The sequence below is a fragment of the Thioalkalivibrio sp. ALE19 genome (assembly GCF_000428605.1).
GTDB lineage: Bacteria > Pseudomonadota > Gammaproteobacteria > Ectothiorhodospirales > Ectothiorhodospiraceae > Thioalkalivibrio.
In genome coordinates, this window is sequence record NZ_AUAG01000003.1 from 110686 (window position 1) to 131465 (window position 20780).

Annotated in this window: 18 protein-coding genes; 12 read left to right on the plus strand and 6 right to left on the minus strand. The window is 69.1% G+C overall.

Annotated features, from left to right (window positions below; translation table 11 throughout):
- Window positions 1–32: 32 nt before the first annotated feature.
- Window positions 33–3908, plus strand: a complete 3876-nt coding sequence (locus F787_RS0102505; protein WP_081694070.1) for an AAA family ATPase — start codon at window positions 33–35, stop codon at window positions 3906–3908.
- Between the two features lie 10 nt (window positions 3909–3918).
- Here F787_RS0102505 and F787_RS0102510 read toward each other — a convergent pair whose 3' ends face one another.
- On the minus strand, window positions 3919–4416 hold the full coding sequence (locus tag F787_RS0102510) for an HPP family protein (RefSeq protein WP_018870919.1): 498 nt from the start codon (window positions 4414–4416) through the stop codon (window positions 3919–3921).
- A gap of 187 nt (window positions 4417–4603) precedes the next feature.
- Here F787_RS0102510 and F787_RS0102515 point away from each other — a divergent pair, with 187 nt between their 5' ends.
- Genes F787_RS0102515 through F787_RS0102540 form a run of 6 tightly spaced genes read left to right on the plus strand, consistent with a single transcriptional unit; the run spans window position 4604 to window position 13188 of the window.
- A complete protein-coding gene (locus F787_RS0102515) occupies window positions 4604–6244 on the plus strand; it encodes an HD family phosphohydrolase (RefSeq protein WP_028491207.1) in 1641 nt (546 codons plus the stop codon).
- 23 nt (window positions 6245–6267) lie between these two features.
- Window positions 6268–7632 (plus strand): tetratricopeptide repeat protein, encoded by a 1365-nt coding sequence (locus tag F787_RS0102520; protein ID WP_019021089.1) that lies wholly within the window; start codon window positions 6268–6270, stop codon window positions 7630–7632.
- A 5-nt stretch (window positions 7633–7637) separates the two neighbouring features.
- Window positions 7638–9179 carry a FecR family protein gene (locus F787_RS0102525; RefSeq protein WP_196801911.1) on the plus strand — a complete coding sequence of 514 codons (1542 nt, stop codon included), beginning with the start codon at window positions 7638–7640 and terminating at the stop codon, window positions 9177–9179.
- Entirely contained in the window at window positions 9179–11395 is a 2217-nt protein-coding gene (locus F787_RS0102530) for a CHASE2 domain-containing protein (RefSeq protein ID WP_028491209.1), read from the plus strand. The genes F787_RS0102525 and F787_RS0102530 overlap by 1 nt, the downstream gene beginning before the upstream one ends.
- A 30-nt stretch (window positions 11396–11425) precedes the next feature.
- On the plus strand, window positions 11426–12298 hold the full coding sequence (locus F787_RS0102535; protein ID WP_028491210.1) for an HDOD domain-containing protein: 873 nt from the start codon (window positions 11426–11428) through the stop codon (window positions 12296–12298).
- Window positions 12295–13188: an MBL fold metallo-hydrolase gene (locus tag F787_RS0102540; RefSeq protein WP_018870914.1), complete on the plus strand. Its 894-nt coding sequence runs from the start codon at window positions 12295–12297 to the stop codon at window positions 13186–13188. The genes F787_RS0102535 and F787_RS0102540 overlap by 4 nt, the downstream gene beginning before the upstream one ends.
- Before the next feature lie 18 nt (window positions 13189–13206).
- On the opposite strand, the gene F787_RS0102545 is transcribed toward F787_RS0102540, so the two are convergent.
- The 5 genes from F787_RS0102545 to F787_RS0102565 form a co-directional block, all read right to left on the minus strand.
- Window positions 13207–13740 (minus strand): phosphatidylglycerophosphatase A, encoded by a 534-nt coding sequence (locus tag F787_RS0102545; protein WP_028491211.1) that lies wholly within the window; start codon window positions 13738–13740, stop codon window positions 13207–13209.
- Between the two features lie 55 nt (window positions 13741–13795).
- Window positions 13796–14791 carry a thiamine-phosphate kinase gene (gene thiL, locus F787_RS0102550; RefSeq protein WP_028491212.1) on the minus strand — a complete coding sequence of 332 codons (996 nt, stop codon included), beginning with the start codon at window positions 14789–14791 and terminating at the stop codon, window positions 13796–13798.
- A gap of 31 nt (window positions 14792–14822) precedes the next feature.
- The gene (gene nusB / locus F787_RS0102555; protein ID WP_019590125.1) at window positions 14823–15362 is read right to left on the minus strand and encodes a transcription antitermination factor NusB; all 540 of its coding nucleotides are present in this window, start codon (window positions 15360–15362) and stop codon (window positions 14823–14825) included.
- A gap of 10 nt (window positions 15363–15372) precedes the next feature.
- On the minus strand, window positions 15373–15858 hold the full coding sequence (ribE, locus tag F787_RS0102560) for a 6,7-dimethyl-8-ribityllumazine synthase (protein ID WP_018870910.1): 486 nt from the start codon (window positions 15856–15858) through the stop codon (window positions 15373–15375).
- A 201-nt stretch (window positions 15859–16059) separates the two neighbouring features.
- Window positions 16060–16812, minus strand: a complete 753-nt coding sequence (locus F787_RS0102565; RefSeq protein WP_028491213.1) for an MBL fold metallo-hydrolase — start codon at window positions 16810–16812, stop codon at window positions 16060–16062.
- A gap of 276 nt (window positions 16813–17088) precedes the next feature.
- On the opposite strand from F787_RS0102565, the gene F787_RS0102570 reads away from it, so the two are divergent.
- The 5 genes from F787_RS0102570 (at window position 17089) to F787_RS0102590 (ending at window position 20775) form a co-directional block, all read left to right on the plus strand.
- Window positions 17089–17331 carry a BolA family protein gene (locus F787_RS0102570; RefSeq protein ID WP_018870908.1) on the plus strand — a complete coding sequence of 81 codons (243 nt, stop codon included), beginning with the start codon at window positions 17089–17091 and terminating at the stop codon, window positions 17329–17331.
- Between the two features lie 18 nt (window positions 17332–17349).
- On the plus strand, window positions 17350–17754 hold the full coding sequence (locus F787_RS0102575) for a hypothetical protein (protein ID WP_019570714.1): 405 nt from the start codon (window positions 17350–17352) through the stop codon (window positions 17752–17754).
- The gene (locus F787_RS0102580) at window positions 17751–18263 is read left to right on the plus strand and encodes a hypothetical protein (RefSeq protein WP_028491214.1); all 513 of its coding nucleotides are present in this window, start codon (window positions 17751–17753) and stop codon (window positions 18261–18263) included. The genes F787_RS0102575 and F787_RS0102580 overlap by 4 nt, the downstream gene beginning before the upstream one ends.
- A 90-nt stretch (window positions 18264–18353) precedes the next feature.
- Window positions 18354–19565, plus strand: a complete 1212-nt coding sequence (locus F787_RS0102585; RefSeq protein ID WP_028491215.1) for an HDOD domain-containing protein — start codon at window positions 18354–18356, stop codon at window positions 19563–19565.
- A complete protein-coding gene (locus tag F787_RS0102590; protein WP_019570712.1) occupies window positions 19558–20775 on the plus strand; it encodes an HDOD domain-containing protein in 1218 nt (405 codons plus the stop codon). Before F787_RS0102585 ends, F787_RS0102590 begins: the two co-directional genes overlap by 8 nt.
- The last annotated feature ends 5 nt before the right edge of the window (window positions 20776–20780 follow it).

Sequence of the window (20780 nt, forward strand, 5' to 3'; positions counted from 1 at the left end):
AGGGGGCATTCAGCGCCCCGGCCAACACTGGTATGATCCGAGTGGCCGGTGATCGGCACGGGGGGAAGGCCTTGGCGCAACTGGAGATCACGACGCTCGGGACCGAGCGGGTCAGCGTGGACGACCGCGAGATTCCGGCCCTGTCCGGGACCAAGGCCGGACTGCTCCTGATCTATCTGGTCGCCGAGAGCCCCCGCCGTGTCCCGCGCCGCGAACTGGCCGAACTCTTCTGGCCCGAACTCGATTCCAACAACGCCCGCGTCAATCTGCGTCAGGGCCTGTTCCAGATCCGCCGCCACCTGGGCGACACCCTCGCGGAAAACCTGCAGGCGGCAACCCGCGACGTCGGGTTCCGGGTCGACGATCGCTGCCGTGCCGATTTCCTCCGGGTCGCTGCCGAAGACACCTCTTTCGGACCCGCGTTCGTCGCCCCTCCCGAAGCCAGCCCGGACGATGCGCTGAACCTTGCCGACCGCGAGCTGGCGCGCCTGGAACTGTACCAGGGGCATTTCCTCGCCACCGACGCGGTGGTGGAAAGCCTGCCCCGCCTCGAAGCCTGGGTGCGCCAGCAGCGGGAAACCCTGTGGTCGCATGCGCGCGCCGCGGTCGAGCGCCTCCACGAATATTTGCGGCGGGCGGGCGAACCGGAGCGCGGGATCCGCGAGATGCGGCGGCTGCTGGACCTCGCCCCGGCGGACGAGGCCCTGAATGCGGTGTTTCTGCGGACCCTGCTGCTGGCCGGCCAGCCGGCACGTGCCGAAGAACACTATCGCCGCGTGGAACAGCTCCTGGAAGAAACCGACGGCCACGCCCCCGGGCCGGCGCTGGCCGAAATCCGCGAACAGCTCGAACGCGCGCGCGATGACGGCGTGCAGCGGACCGACCGCGCGGCGGCCTCCGCCACCGCCCTGCGTCAGGAGCGTCGCCGGCTGGTGCTCGTGGTCTGCGATCTGCGGGCACCCGAACACCTGGACATCGAAGAACAGTGGGAGCGGATTCGTACGGCGCTGGAAACGCTCGACGCCCTGTTGCTGGCGCATCACGGCCACGTGGTACGCGCCCCGGGCCAGGGCCTGCTGGCGTATTTCGGCTATCCGGCCGGGCGCGAGGAGGCCATGATGGACGCGGTCCGGGCGGCCTGGCAGGCCCTGGGCACCGCGCCGTCCGGGGTCGAACTGCGCGCGGCGGTGGACATCGACACCGTGATCACCGGTGACGACCCCGACATCCCCGACCCTGCCGGCCGTTTCACCGCGCGCGTCCAGGCCGTCGCGCGTTCCCTGCGCCCCGGCATCCTGTGGGTGTCGCCCGAGCTGCGGGAAAACCTCGAAGGTTTCTTCGAATTCCAGCCCTGGCGCGGACGTCCCGGCGGCTTCCGGGTCATCGAAGACCCGGGTCCGCGCGACCGCGTGGATGCACGCCCGGCGACCCACCAGGCCCCGCTGGCCGGACGCGATGCGGAATTGCGCCGCCTGCGGGGCGAATGGGACCGGGCCCGTCGTGGCGGTTCCCGCTGGGTCCTGATCCAGGGCGAGGCGGGCATGGGCAAGAGCCGTCTGGCTCGCGGCCTGGCCGATCAGGTGGATGGTCACGGCGTGGTCCGGGCCCTCAAATGCCGCGAGGACACGGCCCGCCAGCTGCTGGCCCCGGTACGCCAGACGCTGGGACGATGGGCGGCCACACGCAACCGCCGGGCGGCGGCCGAACGCCTGCTCCGCAGGCTTCTGCAACGCCACGGCGAAGCCGCGGAAAAGGCCGCCGCCATTGCCGGCTGGCTGACCTGTCCCACGACCCCGGACCATGAGCTGTTCCGCTCCGGAAACGTCGACCGCGACCACCTGCTCGACGCCCTGGTGGACCTGACCCTGACCGGCATGCGCGGCCGGGCTCTTCTGCTGATCGTGGATGACCTGCACTGGATGGATTCCGCGACTTCCGAATTCCTGCGGCGACTGAACCACCGCAGCCGCGATGCCGCCCTGATGGTGGTGCTCACCGCGCGCATGAGCTATCGCAGCGAATGGCGCGACGTGGAGATGGAGTCCATCGTTCTGCAGGGGCTGGACAATGCGGCCGCCGGGCATCTGGTGGCCGCGCTGGACCCCGGCCAGGCCCTGCCACGCGCGGTACGCGACGAACTGGTCGCGCGGGGCGAGGGCGTCCCCCTGTTCCTCGAGGAGCTGACCCGCTTCGCCCTCGAACACGGGCACCCGGGCACTCCCGGCGATGAACTGCCCCCCGGCCTGAACAACCTCCTGATCGCGCGCATGGAACAGCTGGGTCCGGCGCGCGAACTGGCGCGTGCGGCAGCGGTCATCGGGCGCGATTTCAGCGTCAACATCCTGGCCCGGCTGCTGGAACGCTCCACCGATGACGTACGCCAGCAACTGGGACTGCTGATGCGCAAGGGGTTTGTCGAACCCGCCGGCGCCTCCGAGGGGAGCCTGTTCCGTTTCCGCCATGCGCTGTACCGGGAAAGCGCGCTGGAGGCCATGCTGCGTTCGGAGCGCTCCCGGTTGCACGACCGGCTCGCGGATCTGCTGCAGGAAGAGGCGGAACGTCCGTACGGGGCCCCGGCCGGCGGCCGGGTCGCGCTGCACCTGCACCAGGCCGGCCGTTACCGCGAAGCGGTGACCCACTGGCTGCAGGCCGGCGAGCAGGCCTTTGCCCGCGGCATGCTGCCGGAAGCGGCGCAGCACTTTCAGGATGCCCTCGACTGCCTCCAGAACGACCTCGCCGACAGCGCCTCGCTCAACGAGGCCGACACCCTGCGGGCCCTCAGCGGGCTGGGCTCGGCCAGCCTGGCGCTGATGGGATACGGCTCGCGCACGGTCCACGGCCTGTTCGAACGCGCGGCGGAGCTGTCGCGGCCCGAGCGCGACCCCGTGGAGCATTTCCGCGTACTGTGGGGACTGTGGCACGGAGCCGGGTCCTGTCAGGGCTTCGACGAAGCGGCCCGCCTGGCGCACGAGGCGGAGGTGGTGGCGGAGCGCTCGGGCGATCGTCTGCTGCGGATCGCCGCCGGTTACGTCCAGGGCAACACCTGCTTCTGGACCGGGCACTTCCGCCAGGCCATGGACCACCAGACAAGGACGCTGGAGCTCTACCAGCCGCGTGATCACGCGCGCCTGATCGCCCGCCACACCGAGAACCCCGCCATTCTGTCACGCGCCTTTTTCGCCTGGACGCTGCTCTTCTCCGGCAACCACGAACGTGCGTGGGTGGAGATGGACCGGGCCTGCCAGCACGCCGACCAGCTCGATCACCGGCCGACCCAGGCCTTCGTCTACAGCTTTCGCTCGGCCCTCGGCTTCTTCGCCGACCGCCCGCACGAAACACTGGCGGCCTCGCGCAAGGCCCACGACATCGCCGAGGCCTACGACTACCCGCTGTGGCGCACCGGGGCCGTCGCGGTATCCGCCTGGGCGCGCACCCGACTGGGCGATGACCAGGCCGTGGACATCATCCGCGAGCAGGTGGAGATCATGCGCAGCGTGATGGACGGCGTCAGCACCCTGTTCCGGCTGTTCCTGCTGGACGCGATCCGGCGCGGAGCCCCCGATCCGCAGGAATGCCTGACGATCGCCGATGCGGCACTGGCCAGCTCGCTGCAGCGCGGTGACCGCTGTTTCCAGCCGACCATCCGCCTCCAGCGTGCCCGCAGCCTGCTGGAACTCGCGCACGGGGCAGATCCGGAGGGGTGGCAGGAACTGGAACGGGCACGCGCCGATGCGCGGGAACAGGGCAATCCCAACGTGGAGCGTCTGGTGCTGCTCGAGGTCGAACGGCATGCCCGCGACCCCGACTGGCGGCAATGGGTGGCCCGCAGCCTGCGCCAGGTCGACCAGTGCATCATCGGCAACCCGGGTGCCGAGGCCCTCAGCCACGACCTGCCGCGCGAGGCCTGATCCGCGCGGGTCACACCAGGTTGCGCAGCCAGCCGCGCAGCATGTAGCGGATCAGGGCCAGCAGCAGAACCGCCACCACCGAGAACAGCACATGCGGGAGCGACATCCCGAGGATGGCGAACGCGATCGCGTTGCCGGCCGCCGGCGGATGGGCGGTGTCGGTGATCAGCATCAGCAGGCTGGCGCTCGCCAGTGCGGCCCCGGCGGCCATCGCGAGGGCCGCATCACCGTTGCCGAAGACGCCCGCGGCGTACGGTACCGACCACAGCCACCCCACTGCGATGCAGAGGACGTGTCCGCCGATCAGCCGGCGGGCGGTGGCGGTCGGATAATGCGGCATCGCGAAGGTAATGAACGCGCTGGAACCAATGGCCGCCACCACGACCACCTCGGTGACCATACCCAGTCCCGCCACCAGCCCCGCGATCACCAGGAATGCCACGCCCACCTGCTGCAGGTAATGCTGCGGATGCCGGAAAAACTGACGGTCTATGAGGTAGAATTTCACGCTGCGGTTTCCGGGGGAGTGGCGGAAGCCGAAGTTTAGGCAAACACCCAACGGGGGTACACCTCCGGATTTTCTGGACGGCCACGCCGGTCCGGTCCATTATTCTGCCAAAGGGGGAATGGCGGGAAGTCCTGCCGGGCACGCGGATCGCGCGTGTGGCCGGTAGTCACCCCGCGGGGAAGGCGCCATGACGCACAGCAACGAGCAAGCCCGGGACGACCTGCTGGAACGCGTGCGCCGGCTCAACGAGATCGGGATTGCACTGTCGGCCGAACGCGACAAGCCGCAGCTGCTGGAACAGATCCTGAGCCACGCCCGGGCCCTGACCGGTGCCGACGCCGGCTCCGTTTATCTGCTGGATTCCGACCGCCAGGAGCTCGAATTCGCCCTGGTGCAGAACGACACCCTGGGCCTGCACCTTGGCGGCACCGGCGAGCCGGTCGACGGCCAGCTGCCGGCGGTACCGCTGTATCGCGAGGACGCCAGTCCCAATGACCAGGCGGTGGTCGTCTGGTCCGTGCTCAACGACCGCACGGCGAATATCGCCGATGCCTACCGCGAACAGGGCTTCGACTTCTCCGGCACGCGCGCCTTCGACCAGCGCACCGGCTACCACACCCGCTCGGTCCTGACCGTGCCCCTGCGCAACCACGAAGGCAACGTCATCGCGGCGCTGCAGCTGCTCAACAAGACCGTGGACGGCGAGATCCGGGCGTTCGACGAACAGGACCGGGACCTTGCCCGGTCACTCGCCTCGCAGGCCGCGGTGGCGCTCACCAACCAGCGCCTGATCGACGAGCTGCGCGAACTGTTCGACCACTTCGTCCAGGTCATTGCCACCGCCATCGACGCCAAATCGCCCTCCACCGGCGCGCACTGCCGCCGGGTCCCCGAGGCCACCCTGCTGCTGGCCGAGGCCGCCAGCGAATCCGGCGACCCCGCGGTCCGCGATTTCCGGTTCGGGCCCGACGACTTCTACGAACTGCGCACCGCCGCCTGGCTGCACGACTGCGGCAAGGTCGTCACGCCGCATCACGTGATGGAAAAGTCGACCAAACTGGAAGGTATCTTCGACCGCATCGACGGAATCGGCGACCGGGTCGAAATCCTCGCACGCGACCACGAGATCCGGCAGTTGCGCGAGGCCCTGGCCCGCCAGCCCGGCGGCAGCGAAGCCCTGCAGGAGGTGGATCGCGCCAGCGCCGAACGCCGCGAGGGCCTGAACCAGGACCTCGAATTCCTGCGCCGCTCCAACACCGGTGGCGAATTCATGACCGACGAGGACATCGCCCGTATCGAGGCCCTCGCCCATCGCCGCTGGACCGCGCTGGACGGCACGCAACGTCCATTGCTGGACACAAACGAGGTCCGCAATCTGTGCGTCCGGCGCGGCACGCTCAACGACGAGGAACGCGGCATCATGGAGGGCCACATGACCGTGGGCATGCAGATGCTGGAACAGCTCCCCTTCCCGCGTCACCTGCAGCGGGTCCCGGAGTACGCCCTGGGCCACCACGAACGCATGGACGGGCGAGGCTATCCGCGCGGACTCACGCGCGACCAGCTGTCGATCCCGGCACGCATCATGGGCATCGCCGATGTGTTCGAGGCGCTGACCGCCCCCGACCGTCCGTACAAGAAACCCATGCCCCTGTCCCAGGCACTGACCATCATGGGACGCATGGTCGAGGACGGCCATCTCGACCCCGACCTGTTCCGGGTGTTCGTCGACGAGGGCGTGTATCGGCGCTACGCCGAACAGCAGCTCGACCCGCGCCAGATTGACGAGATCGACACCGACCGCCTCCCCGGGATCCGGCGTCCCTGAACCCCGCGCACGGAGATCGCGCCATGTCCGTCCCGACTACCCGTCCCCCTCGAATCCGTCGGCACTGGAGGCATCTGCCGGTCCTCGTCCTGATCGCCGCGTTCGGCCTGGCTGTCTCGTCTGCTTCGGCCCGGGAGGACAGCCCCGTTGAACGGCTGGAACAGCTGAACGAGGCCGGCAACCACGCCGACGCCTTCACCCTCGGCCAGGAGCAGTTCGAGGCCCATGCCGGCGATCCGGACTTCGACCTGGCGTTCGGCATCGCCGCACTGGAAAGCGGCGAACCCGACCATGCCCTGCTGGCCTTCGAGCGTGTGCTGATGCACGACCCCGGGGCCCCGCTGCCACGCCTGGAGCTGGCCCGGGCGCATTTCGCCATGGGCAGCACGATCGCCGCCCGCCGCCATTTCAGCCGCGTCCTGGAACGCGACCCGCCACCGCCCTCGACGGTGATCCGCCGCATCGAATGGTTCCTGACGGCGATCGAGGAGCGCGAGGCCGGGCGTCCCGCGCCGGTCCGCGATGCCGTCACCCGCTGGCACCTGGGCGCGCGCCTGGGACACGACAGCAACGTGGGCGCCCACACCGATGACGACGTGGCCCTGTTCGGCGTGCTGCCCCTGCAGCTGCCCGACCCCGAAAGCGACCGTTTCTTCGAGCTGTACGGCGGCTTCGCCCACCAACGCCAGACGAGCGACCGCCGGGGCTGGTTCCTGCAGGGCGGCCTGGAAGGACGCGGGTATCATTCCGAACGCGACTTCGACCGCTACACCGCCCGGCTGCGCGGCGGGCCGGTACTGCTCGGAGACGGCTGGCGCCTGACCCTGCCCCTGGAACTGCGTCACACCCGCCGCGACGACGATGTCCGCAACACCCGGGCCACGGCCGGCGCCGAATGGACCCTGCGCCCGGGTCGGCCGCTGGAGTACACCCTGTTCGGGCAGGTCAGCCGGGTCCAGCACAAGCCCGGCAACGCCCGCGACGTGGACGGGGGCGCGGTCGGTGCCCGTGTCAGCTGGCGCCCGGACCCCCGGCTGCGCGTGTTCGGCGGGACGCTGGCGGGCGAAGAACGCCCTCGCCGCTCGCGCGGTGAGCACTTCGGACGCCGCTATGCGGGACTGCAGGCGGGGGCGGGCTGGGCCGTCGACGAACATCACCGGATCGACCTGCGTCTGGACCATCTCGTCAGCCGTCACCGCGAAGACGACCCCGCGTTCCTCGACCGGCGCCGCGATCGGCTGAACCGGGCCCGACTGGGCTGGGCCTGGGATCCCGCTCCTGACTGGCGGCTGGAACTGAGCGTGGAACACGCCGACAACGATTCCAGCCTCGATCTCTATTCTTACCGCCGCACGCAGGTCACCGCCGGCGTGCGCCGCGAATGGTGACCAGCATGAACCCGTCCCGATTCCGTATTCCGTTCGCGCAGGCCATCCCGGCCATGCTGGCCGCCATCCTCCTCCTGGCCGGCCCGCCGGTGGCCGGCGCAGCCGAACGCGAGGACGCCGGGCGCGTGCTGGTGGCCACCACCGGCGTGACCGCCGAGTACCGCGACCAGGACCCGCGCGACCTGGCGCGGCGGTCCGAAGTCTACGTGCACGACACCGTGCAGACACCGGAGGGCGGGCGTGCCCAGCTGCGCATGATCGACGGGGAGATCCTGTCCCTGAGCGAATCCAGCGAACTCTACATCGATACCCTGGAACACGCCCCCGAAGCCGGTCCCGACGCCGCGGACCGCAGCATCAAACGCCTGCTGCAGGGCGGCCTGCGCACCATCACCGGCGCGGTCGCCGGGGATGGCTACCGGGTCGAGACCCGCGCCGGCACCATCGGCATCCGCGGGACCTCCTTCGACGCCTTCACCCGCGGTGACGACCTGTACGTGCATGTTCGCCGAGGCGCGCTGTACGTGGAGAACCCGCACGGGCGCGTCGAGATCACCGCAGGCACCGCGCGCGATGCCGCCTACATCCGCGACCCGGATTCGGCCCCGCAGGCACTGCAAGGCGACGAACTCCCGGATTTCTTCTTCGACGCCTTCGAGGGCGACGTGGACCGGGCCATGGCCGACGACCCCGAGCCGACCGCTACCACGGACCCGGGCGCGGCCCCGGGCCCGTCGGAAGACCGCTGGGGCGAAGCCGGCCGCCCGGTGGCGCGCACCGCGGACGACGGCTTCGGCGAGACCGCCCTGCTGGAACACGACCGCGACATCTTCACCGACGCGGGACTCTTCGCCGTCCCGGAGGAAGACAGCGACGCTCAGGGTTTCCTGGTTGGCCAGATCGGCACTGATTTCTACGCCGGCAGTTTCCTGGATTCGCCGGTGACCCTGGGCGATGACCGGGAATGGCTGGAGTCCGATCAGGGCGAGGCATTCCTCGACCCGGATACGACCATCGAGAGCTTCGAGGTCGACAGTGGCGGCACCGGTACTACCGGGACCACGGAGATCGGCGATGCATCGATTTCCTGGGGCCGATGGTCGGATACCGACGTACAGCAACTCAACGATGCCCCCTACAATCTGGGTCCCGCCAGCTTCGCATGGATTACGGCCACCGAGATCATCCACGCACAATCCGACCTGCCCGGCACCGGCACCGCAACCTATTCGGATGTGGGCATCGAGCAGACCGGTCCCTCCTTCGTGATCGATGCGGGGTTCCTGGACGTGGATTTCGGCGCCGCGACGATTGACGCCACCCTGGAGTTCGGGGGTGGCGAACTGCTGCAAACGGTCGGGGGTCCGGTCGACATCGCGGAGTTCCACGGCGACGGGATTCCGCTCGAGTTTGGTACCAACGTCCAGGGCAGCCTGGGGGGCCGCTTCGTCGGCTCCGACGCGGAGGGCGCCATCGCCGGTTTCGAGCTCCGTCAGGACGGGACACTCTTTTTGAACACCGGCGTAATCGCCTTCGAACAGGACTAGTGAGCCCCGCCCGCTCCCGCCGGTTCGCGACGGCCCTCGGGGGCCTCCTGGTCGCGCTGCTGGCCCTGCCGCAGGTGACCGGGATCCCGGGGGTGACCCCGGCGCTGGACCGGGTCGAACGGCTGGTCTATGACCTGCGCATGCAGGCGCATCCGCCCGCCCGCGAGGCCACCGAGGCGGAGGTCCCGATCGTGATCGTCGACATCGACGAGGCCTCGCTGGAACGCGAGGGCCAGTGGCCCTGGCCGCGCCGGCGCATTGCCGAGCTGGTCGAACGCCTCGACGCGGCGGGGGTCGGGGTCATCGCACTCGATATCCTGTTCGCCGAGGCCGAGCGCAATCCGGTCGAGGCCGTCCGTGAACACCTGCCGGAGGACGCCGCGCTGCAGGCCCGGCTGGACCGGCTGGCGCCGGAACTCGATGGTGACCACCGGCTCGCGCGGGTCCTGGAGGACCGCGAGGTAGTCCTGGGCTATGTCTTCCACGCGCGGGAGCGCTCGCGTTCGGGTGCCCTCCCCGAGCCGTTGCCGCTGGCGGAACCGCTTGCGGTGGAGACGCTGGCCCTGCCCCCGGCCAGTGGCTACAGCGCGCCGCTGCCGGTGCTGCGCGAAACGGCCGCGACGGCCGGGTTCTTCAGCCTGATCCCCGACGCCGACGGCACCCTGCGCCGCGCCCCGCTGCTGGCACGCATCGACGGAGAGCTGTACGGCTCGCTGGCCACGGAGACGGTGCGCCAGTTCCTGTTCCTGGAAGAGGCCCGCCTGACCACCGAGACCATCGACCGGCGCGAGCATCTGGAGGCGCTGCACCTCGACGACCATCTGGCGGTACCGGTCGACGGCCGGGGCCGCATGCTGGTGCCGTACCGCGGCCCCTCCGGAAGCTTTCCGTACGTATCGGCCTGGCAGGTGCTGGAAGACGACCCCGCGGAGCGCATCCCGCCCGGGGCGATCGTGCTGGTGGGGACCACGGCGCCGGGGCTGTTCGACCTGCGCGCGACCCCGATGGATGCGGTGTTCCCCGGAGTGGAGATCCACGCCAACCTGATCGCGGCGATGCTGGACGAGGCCTTCCTCACCGAACCGGCCTGGGCCCCGGGCGCCAACCTGACCATGCTGCTGGTGGCCGGCGGACTGCTGGCCCTGGTCCTGCCCCGTCTGGCGCCGCTGCGCCAGCTTGCGGCGTCCCTGGCCGTCGGCGGTGTCCTGCTCGCGTTCACCACGTGGCTGTGGTCGGCGCATGGCCTGGTGCTGGATCTGGCGTCCCCGTTGCTGGCGGTGGTGCTGATCGCGGTGTTCAATCTCGGCTGGGGCTTTCTGTTCGAGGCGCGCACCCGGCACCGGCTGAAGGCGATGTTCGGGCAGTACGTGCCGCCCGCGCTGGTGGAGCAGATGAGCGAGCATCCGGAGGCCTTCGACTTCGAGGGCCGCTCGCGCGAGCTGAGTATCCTGTTTTCCGACATCCGCGGCTTCACCGGTCTGTCGGAATCGCTGGAAGCCGACCAGCTCAAGCGGCTGCTGAACCGTTATTTCACCCCCATGACCCGGGTGATCTCCGAACACCGGGGTACCATCGACAAGTACGTGGGCGACATGGTGATGGCGTTCTGGGGCGCACCCGTGGACGATCGCGAGCACGCCACCCACGCGGTCGAGGCGGCCCTGGCAATGCAGGCGGAGACCGCGCGCCTGCGCGAGGCCTTCGTCGCGCAGGGACTGCCAGCGATCCATGTCGGAGTCGGCATCAACAGCGGCGTAGTCAACGTGGGCGACATGGGTTCGGAGTACCGCCGCGCCTACACCGTCCTGGGCGATGCCGTGAACCTCGCCTCACGCCTGGAGGGCAGCAGCAAGTATTATGGAGTCGGGATCGTGGTCGGCGAGCGCACCCGGGAACTGACCGGCGAACGCTTCGTCTGGCGCGAGCTGGACCGCGTGCGGGTCAAGGGACGCGACCGGCCGGTACGGGTGTTCGAGCCGGTCTGCCGGTCCTCGGAGCACACGCCCGAGCTGCAGGCCGAACTGGATTCGCTGGCGCAGGCCCTGGACGCATTCCGGTCAGCGGATCTGGATGCGGCGGAGAAAGCCTTCCGGCGGCTGACCGGGGCGTACCCCGGAGTCGGACTCTACCGGCTGTACCTCGACCGCATCGAGCACCTGCGGCGCGAGCCACCGCCCCCCGACTGGGACGGCAGCTGGACCCGCGAGAGCAAATGACCCGCTACAGGAATGCGAGGAGAACAGACCATGGCCCGGGATGAATGCCTGAAGCGCTATACCCGGCTGATCGACCGCATGCCAGGATTCCCCGCATCGGTGCAGCGCATCCTCGAGCTGACCGCCAACCCCGACAGCTCGCCCGGTGAGCTGGTCGCGGCACTGGAACGCGATCCGGTGATCACGGTGCGCGTCCTCAAGCTGGTCAATTCACCGTGGTTCGGCCTGGCGCGCCCGGTCAGCTCGGTGCGCCAGGCCCTGGTGATCACCGGATTCAACACCCTGCGCAACCTGGCGCTCAGCATCGCGGCGGTGGGCATGCTGCCGGCGCGCAACGATGCCGGCATGGACACCGGCCGCTTTCTCGAGCACTCGCTGGGCGTGGCCACCATCGCGCGCCTGCTGGCGCGGCGCCTGGGGGTGCCGGAGAGCGAGAACACCGACCATTTTGTCGCCGGCCTGCTGCATGATTTCGGCAAGATCGTGCTGATCCGACACGCCGGCGAGGATTACGCTCCGGTCCTCGCGGCCGCGGCCGCCGGTCCTGTACCGCTGCATCGGGAAGAGGCCCGGCGCCTGGAGGTGGATCATGCCGAACTGGGCGGTCTGCTGATCGAACACTGGGGCCTGCCCGCCACGCTGGCCGGGGCGATCCGCTACCATCACGCGCCGGATCGCGACGGCGACTGGAGCCTGCTGCGCGACACGGTGTTCGCGGCCAACCAGATCGTGCGTCACCTGGACTTTGGCGATTCCGGCAATCCGGTGATCGAACCCTTCCCGCGACCGATTCGCGAGCGTTTCGGCGCCGATCTTGCGGAATTGACGGAAGCCCTGGACGACCCGGGCGCGGAGCTGGAAGCCACCCGCCTGTTCATGCAGAGCGAGGAGGACGGTCGATGAAATTCACCTTCTGGGGCGTGCGCGGTTCGATCCCCGTTCCCGGCCCGCAGACCGTGCGCTACGGCGGCAACACCACCTGCATCGAGGTGCGCGGCGCCGACGACGAGCTGATCATCCTCGACGCCGGTACCGGCATCTTCCAGCTGGCCCGGCAGCTGCAGGCGGACATGCCGCTGGAGGCCAGCATCTTCATCACCCACACCCACTGGGACCACATCCAGGGGCTGCCCTTCTTCATCCCGATCTTCGTGGCGGGAAACCGCATCCGGATCCACGGAGCGGCGGACCCGGTCAACCAGCGCGACATCCACGAGGTCCTCGCACGGCAGATGGACTACGCGTTCTTCCCGGTGCGCGACAACGAACTGGCGGCCAGCATGGAGTACGCCACCCTGCACGAAGGTCAGGCCACGCAGGTGGGCAGCGTGACCGTCACGCCCATGATCATGGGCCATCCGGTACTCAACTTCGCCTACCGTCTGGAGTCCGGAGGGCGAACGCTGGTGTTCACCGGCGACCACGAATGGCCGTACAACATCCATCCCCCGGGCGAGGACGGCCATGCGGAATACGAAGCGATGGTGCAGGAACGCCGGGCGGCGATCATCGATTTCTTCCGCGGCGCCGATGCCCTGATCATCGACACCGCCTACACGCCCGAGGAATATCGGCGCCGCACGGGCTGGGGCCACGGCACCTACGACACCAGCATCCGGGCCGCGCGCGAGGCCGGGGTACGGCAGGTGTGGCTGACCCACCACGAACCGACGCGCGACGACGACGAACTCGAACGCATTTTCGCCGAAGCCCTGGAACGCAACCCGCCGCCGGACCCCGCGGACGAACCGGCCATCCAGCTCGCCCGCGAAGGCGTCACGGTGACGCTGTAAGCCGCGCCGCCCGCTGAATCAGGCCGGCGGCGTGCCCACCGCCAGCCCGGTCTGCTGCGCCGCCAGCACGATCAGCATCAGGGCGAGGCCCGCATACAGCCCGGCCACCACGTCATCCATCACGATCCCGGTGCCGTCGTGCCACTTCTCGTCGAAATAGCGCGCCGGCCAGGGCTTGAGGATGTCGAACAGGCGGAACAGGAAGAAACCCAGCGCGACCCAGACCAGCCCGGCGGCGTCACCCGCCAGGGTGATCCCGGGCGGGATGAAGGCCAGGGTCACCAGCATCCCCGCCCACTCGTCCCACACGATCCCGGAATGGTCGTGCACGCCCAGGCGCCGTGCGCTCTCCCCGCAGATGTGGAACCCGGCCATGGTCACGATCACGGTGATCGCCAGATAGGCCCACTCGGGGAAGTTCATGATCGCGAAATACAGCACCAGGGCGGCCAGCGAACCCGTAGTGCCGGGGGCCCAGCGCGACAGCCCGGAGCCGAAGCCGAAGGCCAGCAGATGGATGGGGTCGCCGAACACGGTGCGTGCCGACGGCATCGTCGTTTTCGTCATCCCTGGAACCATGCAGTCCGGCCCTCGTCTCGTTGTTCAGTCAGTCCGCGAAATGATCGTGCCCCGAACGCCCCGCGTCCAGAGGGGCGCCGGTGGCATCCACCACGCGGATGGCGTCGCCGGTGGTGAACTCCCCGACCACGTGGAGCGCGACGCCGGCGGCCTCCGCCAGCGGTGCCAGCTCCACCTCCTGAGGCACCGCCAGCAGCAGTTCGTAGTCATCGCCCCCGCCCAGGGCGCATTCCCGCGCCAGCGCCGCATCCGCCCCGGCGAGTGCCGGATCCAGCGGCACCGCCGGCCAGTCGACGCGGGCCCCGCAGCCGGAGGCGGCGCAAATATGCCCCAGGTCCGCGAGCAGTCCGTCCGACAGATCGATGGCCGCGTGCGCATGTCCGCGCAGGGCCAGCCCCGCCGCCAGCCGGGGCTGCGGCCAGAAGAGTCGTCGAACGACCGCGGCGCTGGCGTCCGGCGGCCCCGCCCCCTGCTCGCGGCGTCGGGTCTCGGCCGCCAGCCCGGCCGCGGCGCCCCCCAGCTCGCCGGTCACCACCAGCCGGTCCCCGGAGCGCGCCCCGTCGCGACGCAGCGCGCATCCCGCGGGCACCTGGCCGAGCACGGTGACCCCCGCGGAACATGGCCCGCGCACGGTGTCCCCCCCCACCAGCGGAGCGCGCGTTTCCCGCGCCAGCCGCAGGAATCCCTCGCTGAAGGGCCTCAGCCACGCATCTTCGGCCTGCGGAACCGCCAGCGAAAGCAGTACGCCCAGCGGCTCCGCACCCATCGCCGCCAGGTCGCTGAGACTCGCGGCCAGGGCCTTGTGCCCCAGGCTCGCCGGTGGGTGGTCGGGAAAGAAATGCCGCCCCTCCACCACGGTGTCGGTACTGACGACCACCTCGTGGCCGGCATCCGGGCGCAGCAACGCGGCGTCATCGCCCACGCCGAGGACCACGCGCGCGTCCGCGACCGGATCCCCGGAGGGGCCGGCCGGCCGGAAGTAGCGCCGGATCAGATCGAATTCGGACAGGGACGGGGACGCCATGCGCCGCGCACCGGACGGTGGAGGATCCGCCTCAGCGACGGATCTCGGCGCTGCGCAGCTCGGCAGCCAGACGATCCAGCACGCCGTTGACGTAGCGGTGGGACTGCTCGGCGCCGAAGCGCTTGGCCAGCTCCACCGCCTCGTTGATCACCACCCGATAGGGCAGCTCGATGCGCTCGGCCAGTTCCCACTGGCCGATCCACAGCAGCGCGTGTTCCACCGGATCGAGCTGATCCAGTTCGCGCCCCAGCCAGGGCTGCATGCGTGCGTCCAGTTCCTGGTGCGCCCGGGTCACGCCCATCAGGATCTCGCGGAAGTATTCCGGATCCGCCTTGGCGTGTTCGTCCTCCTCGCGGAACGCGAGCAGGATGTTCTTCGGATCGTCCCCGGTCAGCTGCCAGGAGTAGAGCGCCTGCATCGCGCGGCGGCGCGCGACCGAGCGCGCGTGCCGCGCGCGCTGCTCGGGCGTGCTGCGCGGCCGCTGCTTGCGCCCGCCCTTGTCGGCGCGGGTCTGTTCGCGCGGGGGGCGGTCGGGAGAACCGGAGTTGCTGGATTCAGTCACGGCGTTCACGGCATCCCGCTCAGGCGCCGGTACGCAGGCGCGGCATCAGGCTGACCATTTCGATGGCCCCCATGGCGGCATCCGCCCCCTTGTTGCCCGCCTTGGTCCCGGCGCGTTCGATGGCCTGTTCGATGGAATCGGTGGTCAGCACGCCGAAGCTGATCGGCAGGTCGGCCTCCATCTGCACCTGGGCCAGCCCCTTGGCGGCCTCGCCCGCCACATAGTCGAAATGCGGCGTGGACCCGCGGATCACGCAGCCGAGAGCGATGATGGCGTCGTAACGACCGGAGCCCGCCATGGTGCGGGCCGCCAGCGGCAGTTCGAAGGCCCCGGGGACCCGGGCGATGGTCATGTTGTCATCCGCCACGCCATGCCGGCGCAGGGTGTCCACCGCGCCTTCCAGCAGACGTTCCACCACCAGGCTGTTGAAGCGCGCCAGCAGCAGGCCGAAACGGCGCCCGCCGGCGTCGGTAAACTTCCCTTCCAGGGTCTCGATCTCGTGCATGGGGTCTTCCCTTTTGCGTCGCGATGCGGCGATCGCGAAGGTCACAACGAAAACGCACAGTGTAGCACTGTCGCGCCGCTGCCACCGAAAGAAAACCCGGCCGTCGGAGCGCACAGCCCCCACGGCCGGGTCGAAAAACGGCTCGGACCAGTGGCGCCCGCGGATCATCACCGCGGACGCCGTCTGCCGTGGCTCAGGGGCTCAGCCCTGGGCGTCCGGATCGCACAGGTGCTTCTTGTCCTCCGGCATGTTGTCCGGGCAGATGCCGCAGCCCTCGTTGCCGGGCAGCGCCCAGTCGATCTTCTTCGGATAGGGCAGATCCATCTCGTTCATGATCTTCACGAACTCTTCCTCGGGCTTGTCCTTGCCCAGACGCGGGTTGCGCATCTTTTCCTGCCCAATGGTCGTGATCTGGCGTTCCTCGTAGTCGTGCCCGGGGTAGACCAGGGTCTCGTCCGGCAGGGTGAAGAACTTGTCGTGGATCGACTGATACAGGGTATGCGGATCCCCCGACTGGAAGTCGGTACGGCCGCAGGCCTCGATCAGCAGCGCATCCCCGGAGAACAGCATCTTCAGCCCCACGTGATCCAGCAGATATGCATGGTGGGTATCGGTGTGCCCCGGAGTGAACAGCGGGTTCACCACCAGGTTGCCCACGCGGAAGGGCTCGCCTTCGCGGATGCCGACGTCGCGGCAGGGCAGCTCGTCCAGCGCCGGGCCGGCCAGCTGACAGCCGGTCTTCTCGCGCAGCATCTTGCCGCCGGTGATGTGGTCCGCATGAATATGGGTCTCGACCGCATAGTCCAGGCTCAGGCCCATGTGCTGCAGGACCTCCAGATCGCGATCCACGGTCTCCAGGACCGGGTCGATCAGGGCCGTCTTGCCGGTATCCGGGCAGGACAGGAGATAGGTGTAGGTCGAGGATTCGGGTTCGAACAGCTGCTTGAAGATCATGTCGTGTCCTCCGACGTGTATTAGGAGTTCCTGAAATACTAGCCCGTGTCATGAGCGCGTGACCAACCACCGACACCTCGAGTGCTGGCTTTTCCCGTCACCCTGCGCCACGCAACGTTTCCATCTCCGGTGGAGCCCTGCGCGCGGGCACAAGTTCCGCCGCTCCGGGTCCCGGGTCTCCCCCCGCATGCGGGGGCTCTTCTGTCGTCCGCGGGCGACCGCTATCATCGCGGTCCGAATCCCGTGCCGACAGTGCATTCAATCAGGAGAATCCCCATGGAAGCCAGTCAGGTCGCCGAACTCATCCGCGCGGGCCTGCCCGATGCCCGGTCGGTCGAAGTGACCGGGGGTGAAGGCAAGTTCGAGGCGCGGGTCATCAGCCCGCAGTTCGAGGGCATGTCCCGCGTGAAGAAACACCAGACCGTCTACGCCACCGTACGCGAGCAGATCGACAGCGGCGAACTGCACGCCCTGTCGATTGTTGCCCTGACGCCGGAGGAAGCCGAGGCGGAAGGCTGAACGGCCAGCGTCGCCGTCATGCTGTCACCCAAGGGTCGCGAGGAGATCCAGCGCCTGCTGGAGGGCGGCCTGGTGGAAGACTGGGCCGAGGCGGAAACCACGCTGCGCAATGTCACGCGCATGCTGCTGACCACCCGGCCCGACCTGCTGCGCCTGTACTTCGAACCGCAGGCCTGGCGGGAGATCACTTCCTGGCCGCAGAAAAAGGCCGCGAACGCGATCATCGCCGCGCTGCGCACCGGCGTGGTCGACGCCCTCGGGCGCCCGGAGATCGTCAACCGGGAACAGGCGCGCTTCTACCTGCTGTGCTTTCAGGATGACCTGACCGAGCGGGTCGACCGCTGGTGCCGCGACCACCCCGAAGAGTGCCCGCGGCGGGCCGCACGCCACCAGCGCGGGCTGGACCACGACGCCGATACATGAACACCGCGTCCGAAGACGAGATCCTGTATTGCGGCGACCCGCAGCAGGCCGGGGCACTCGCCGCCCTGCTCGAGGGCTACGGCCTCGAGCTGATTCTGCATCCGGCGGGGGCCGCGCTGCCCGGCTCCTGGTGGGGCGAACCGGAAGCCGGCATCGTCGGCCTGCAGGTGCACGTCCGCCCGGACACGCCGGTCCATTCGGCCCTGCACGAGGCCGGACATACCCTGTGCATGGACCCTGCGCGCCGCGCCACCCTGCACACCAATGCCGGCGGCGACGACCTCGAGGAATGCGGTGTGTGCTATCTGCAGATCCTGCTGGCCGACGCCCTGCCCGGTGTCGGCCGCGAGCGGCTGATGCGCGACATGGACGCCTGGGGTTACAGCTTCCGTCTCGGGAGCACCGCGGCCTGGTTCCGCGAGGACGCGGACGATGCGCGCCGGTTCCTGCAGCAGCATGGCCTGATCGACGCCGGTGGCCGCCTGACCGGACGAGCGCGCGGCACCTGAGCCGCGACTAACGCTCATCTCACGGCAGACGTAAAAAACGATGGTACACTCCGAATTTGTTCGGAAACCGCACGGATTTCAGGCCTGCCCATGGACACCCCGACGATCAGCCCGCTGCTCGAGCAACTGGACCCGACCTCCGGACTGTCGCAAGGCGCCCGTGACGAAGTCGCAGCCCAGTGCGAAATCCTCGATGAAGCCGCCGGCAGGCGCCTGCGACCCGATGCGGCCAGCGAACACCACCTGTTCCTGCTGAGCGGCCAGCTGGTGCGCGTGGTCGGCGGTACCCCCGAGCGCATCCGCCTCGATGGCGAGGATGGCGACGTCCCGGTCGAACTGTTCGAGGGCAGCCCCGGGCATCAGGACTTCGTCCTCACCGAACAGCCCTGCCGCATCCTCGCGCTGCCCAAGGCCGCCCTGGAAAGGGCGTATTCATCTTCCGTGGTGGTCAGCGACACCGAGCTGGACGACACCGAGGGCGCGTTTTTCAGCGAGCTCTACGACCTGATCACCAGCAATCGCCTGGAGCTGCCGACCATGCCGGAGGTCGCGCTGCGCATCCAGGAACTGACCAACGACCCCGAAGCCAGCATGGACGACCTCACCGAGGTCATCCAGCGTGACGGAACCATTGCCGGCGCCCTGCTGCACGCCACCAACAGTCCACTGTTCCGCGGCGCCCAGCAGATCCAGTCGGTGCGTGAAGCGGTCACCCGTCTGGGCTTTCGCAACACCCGCATGCTGGCGATGAACATGGCCCTGCGCCAGACCTTCAAGGCGAAGCACGCGGCCACCCGCGAGGCCATGGCCGAGGTGTGGAGCGAAGGCGTGCTGAACTCCGCGTTCGCCTACCTGATCGCCGACTCGCTGCGCCTGCTCGACCGGGAGCGGGCCCTGCTGGGCGGACTGGTGGCCGGGATCGGCGCGGTGCCCATCATCCAGTTCGCCGAGATGCGCGAGGAGAACCCCGGCGCCGAGCGTCTCGGAATGCTGATCGAGCGCCTGCGCAACCTCGCCGGGGTCCTGGTCATCAACTACTGGGATCTGGGCCAGGACCTGGTGGCGGTGGCCGAACACGCGTACGACTGGTCCTACCGCGCCGAACAGCCGGACTACGCCAGCGTCGGCATCGTCGCCGAATGGGCCGCCCTGCATTACAGCGGCAAGCCCCATCCGGACGCCCGTGAGGTCGCGGCGTTCGAGGTGCTGGGCATCGACCCGCCCGCGCCGGGCGATCCCATCCCGTTCCTCGAGGAACGCAACGACGACCTGAACGAACTGAAGCTCCTGTTCAATGCATGAAGCCCTCACCCTCGACCCCGTCGTCCCGCGGCTGAAGCCGTTCGCCGACCTCGGCGAAAGCGGCCGCCGCGAACTGATCCGCCATGCCCGGATGGTCGAACTCAAGCCCGGGCAGAAGGTGTATGCGCGCGAGGAATACCGCCACCTGCTGTTCCTGTTGAAGGGCCGCATGGTCCTGGCGCATGGCGACAAGGCGCACACCGTGGAGGATGACGAACCGGCCGCGCTGGAGCCCCTGTTCGCCCCCCACGACTACCGTACCCACGCCGTTGCCGCCCGCCCAAGCACGCTGGTCCGCTTCGACCGCAACGTCTACGAAACCCAGCTCAATTGCGTCGGCGACGCCATGGAGGTCGGTGAAGTCGACCTCACGGCGCAGGAAGGCGAACTGCTGGCCACCCTTTTCCACAAGGCCCAGACCGGCGAACTGGCCCTGCCGCAGCTTCCGGACGTGGCCCTGCACCTGCAGGAAGCCATCGACGACCCCGATATCGAGTTCCGCCGGGTCACCGAGATCGTCGAACGCGACCCCAGCACCGCGGCCCGCCTGCTTTCGGTCGCGAACAGCCCGGCCATGGGTTCACGGCGCGAGATCACGCGCCTCGGCGATGCGATCGCGCGTCTGGGCCTCGAACGCACGCGCCAGCTGGTGCTCGCACTGGCCGCCCAGCAGGTGTTCATCGACCGGCAGAGCCCGTACCGGACCCTGATGGAGCAACTGTGGCGTCAGTCCACGCGCATCTCCGCCATCGCCTTCGTACTGGCGGATGAATCCGGTGCAGCCGATCGTCACCGTGCGCTGCTCGCCGGCCTGCTGCACCGGGTCGGCGCCCTCCCGATCCTCGGCGAGATCGCCTCGCGCGAAGAGCGGCCGGATGCCGTCGAGGTGGAACACGTCATTCAGCGCCTGGAATCCATGACCGGCGAGCTGGTTGCCCAGCAATGGGGACTCGCCTCCGATATCATGGCGGCCATCCGTGACTCCGGCGGGCCGGAACAGCCCGATGCTGCGCCCCTGACCGACATCGTGCGCATCGCGCGCAACGCCTGTCTGCGCGACGCCTCCGAGGTGGAACGCGCCCGGGCCATCCCGCTGGAAAACCTCCAGGCCATCCGGCGGCTCGGCTTCACGCTGGACGAAAACGGTGAACTGGCCGCGGTGGAGAAGGCACGGCCGAAGATCGAAGCCCTCATGCAGGAACTCGCCTGAGGCGT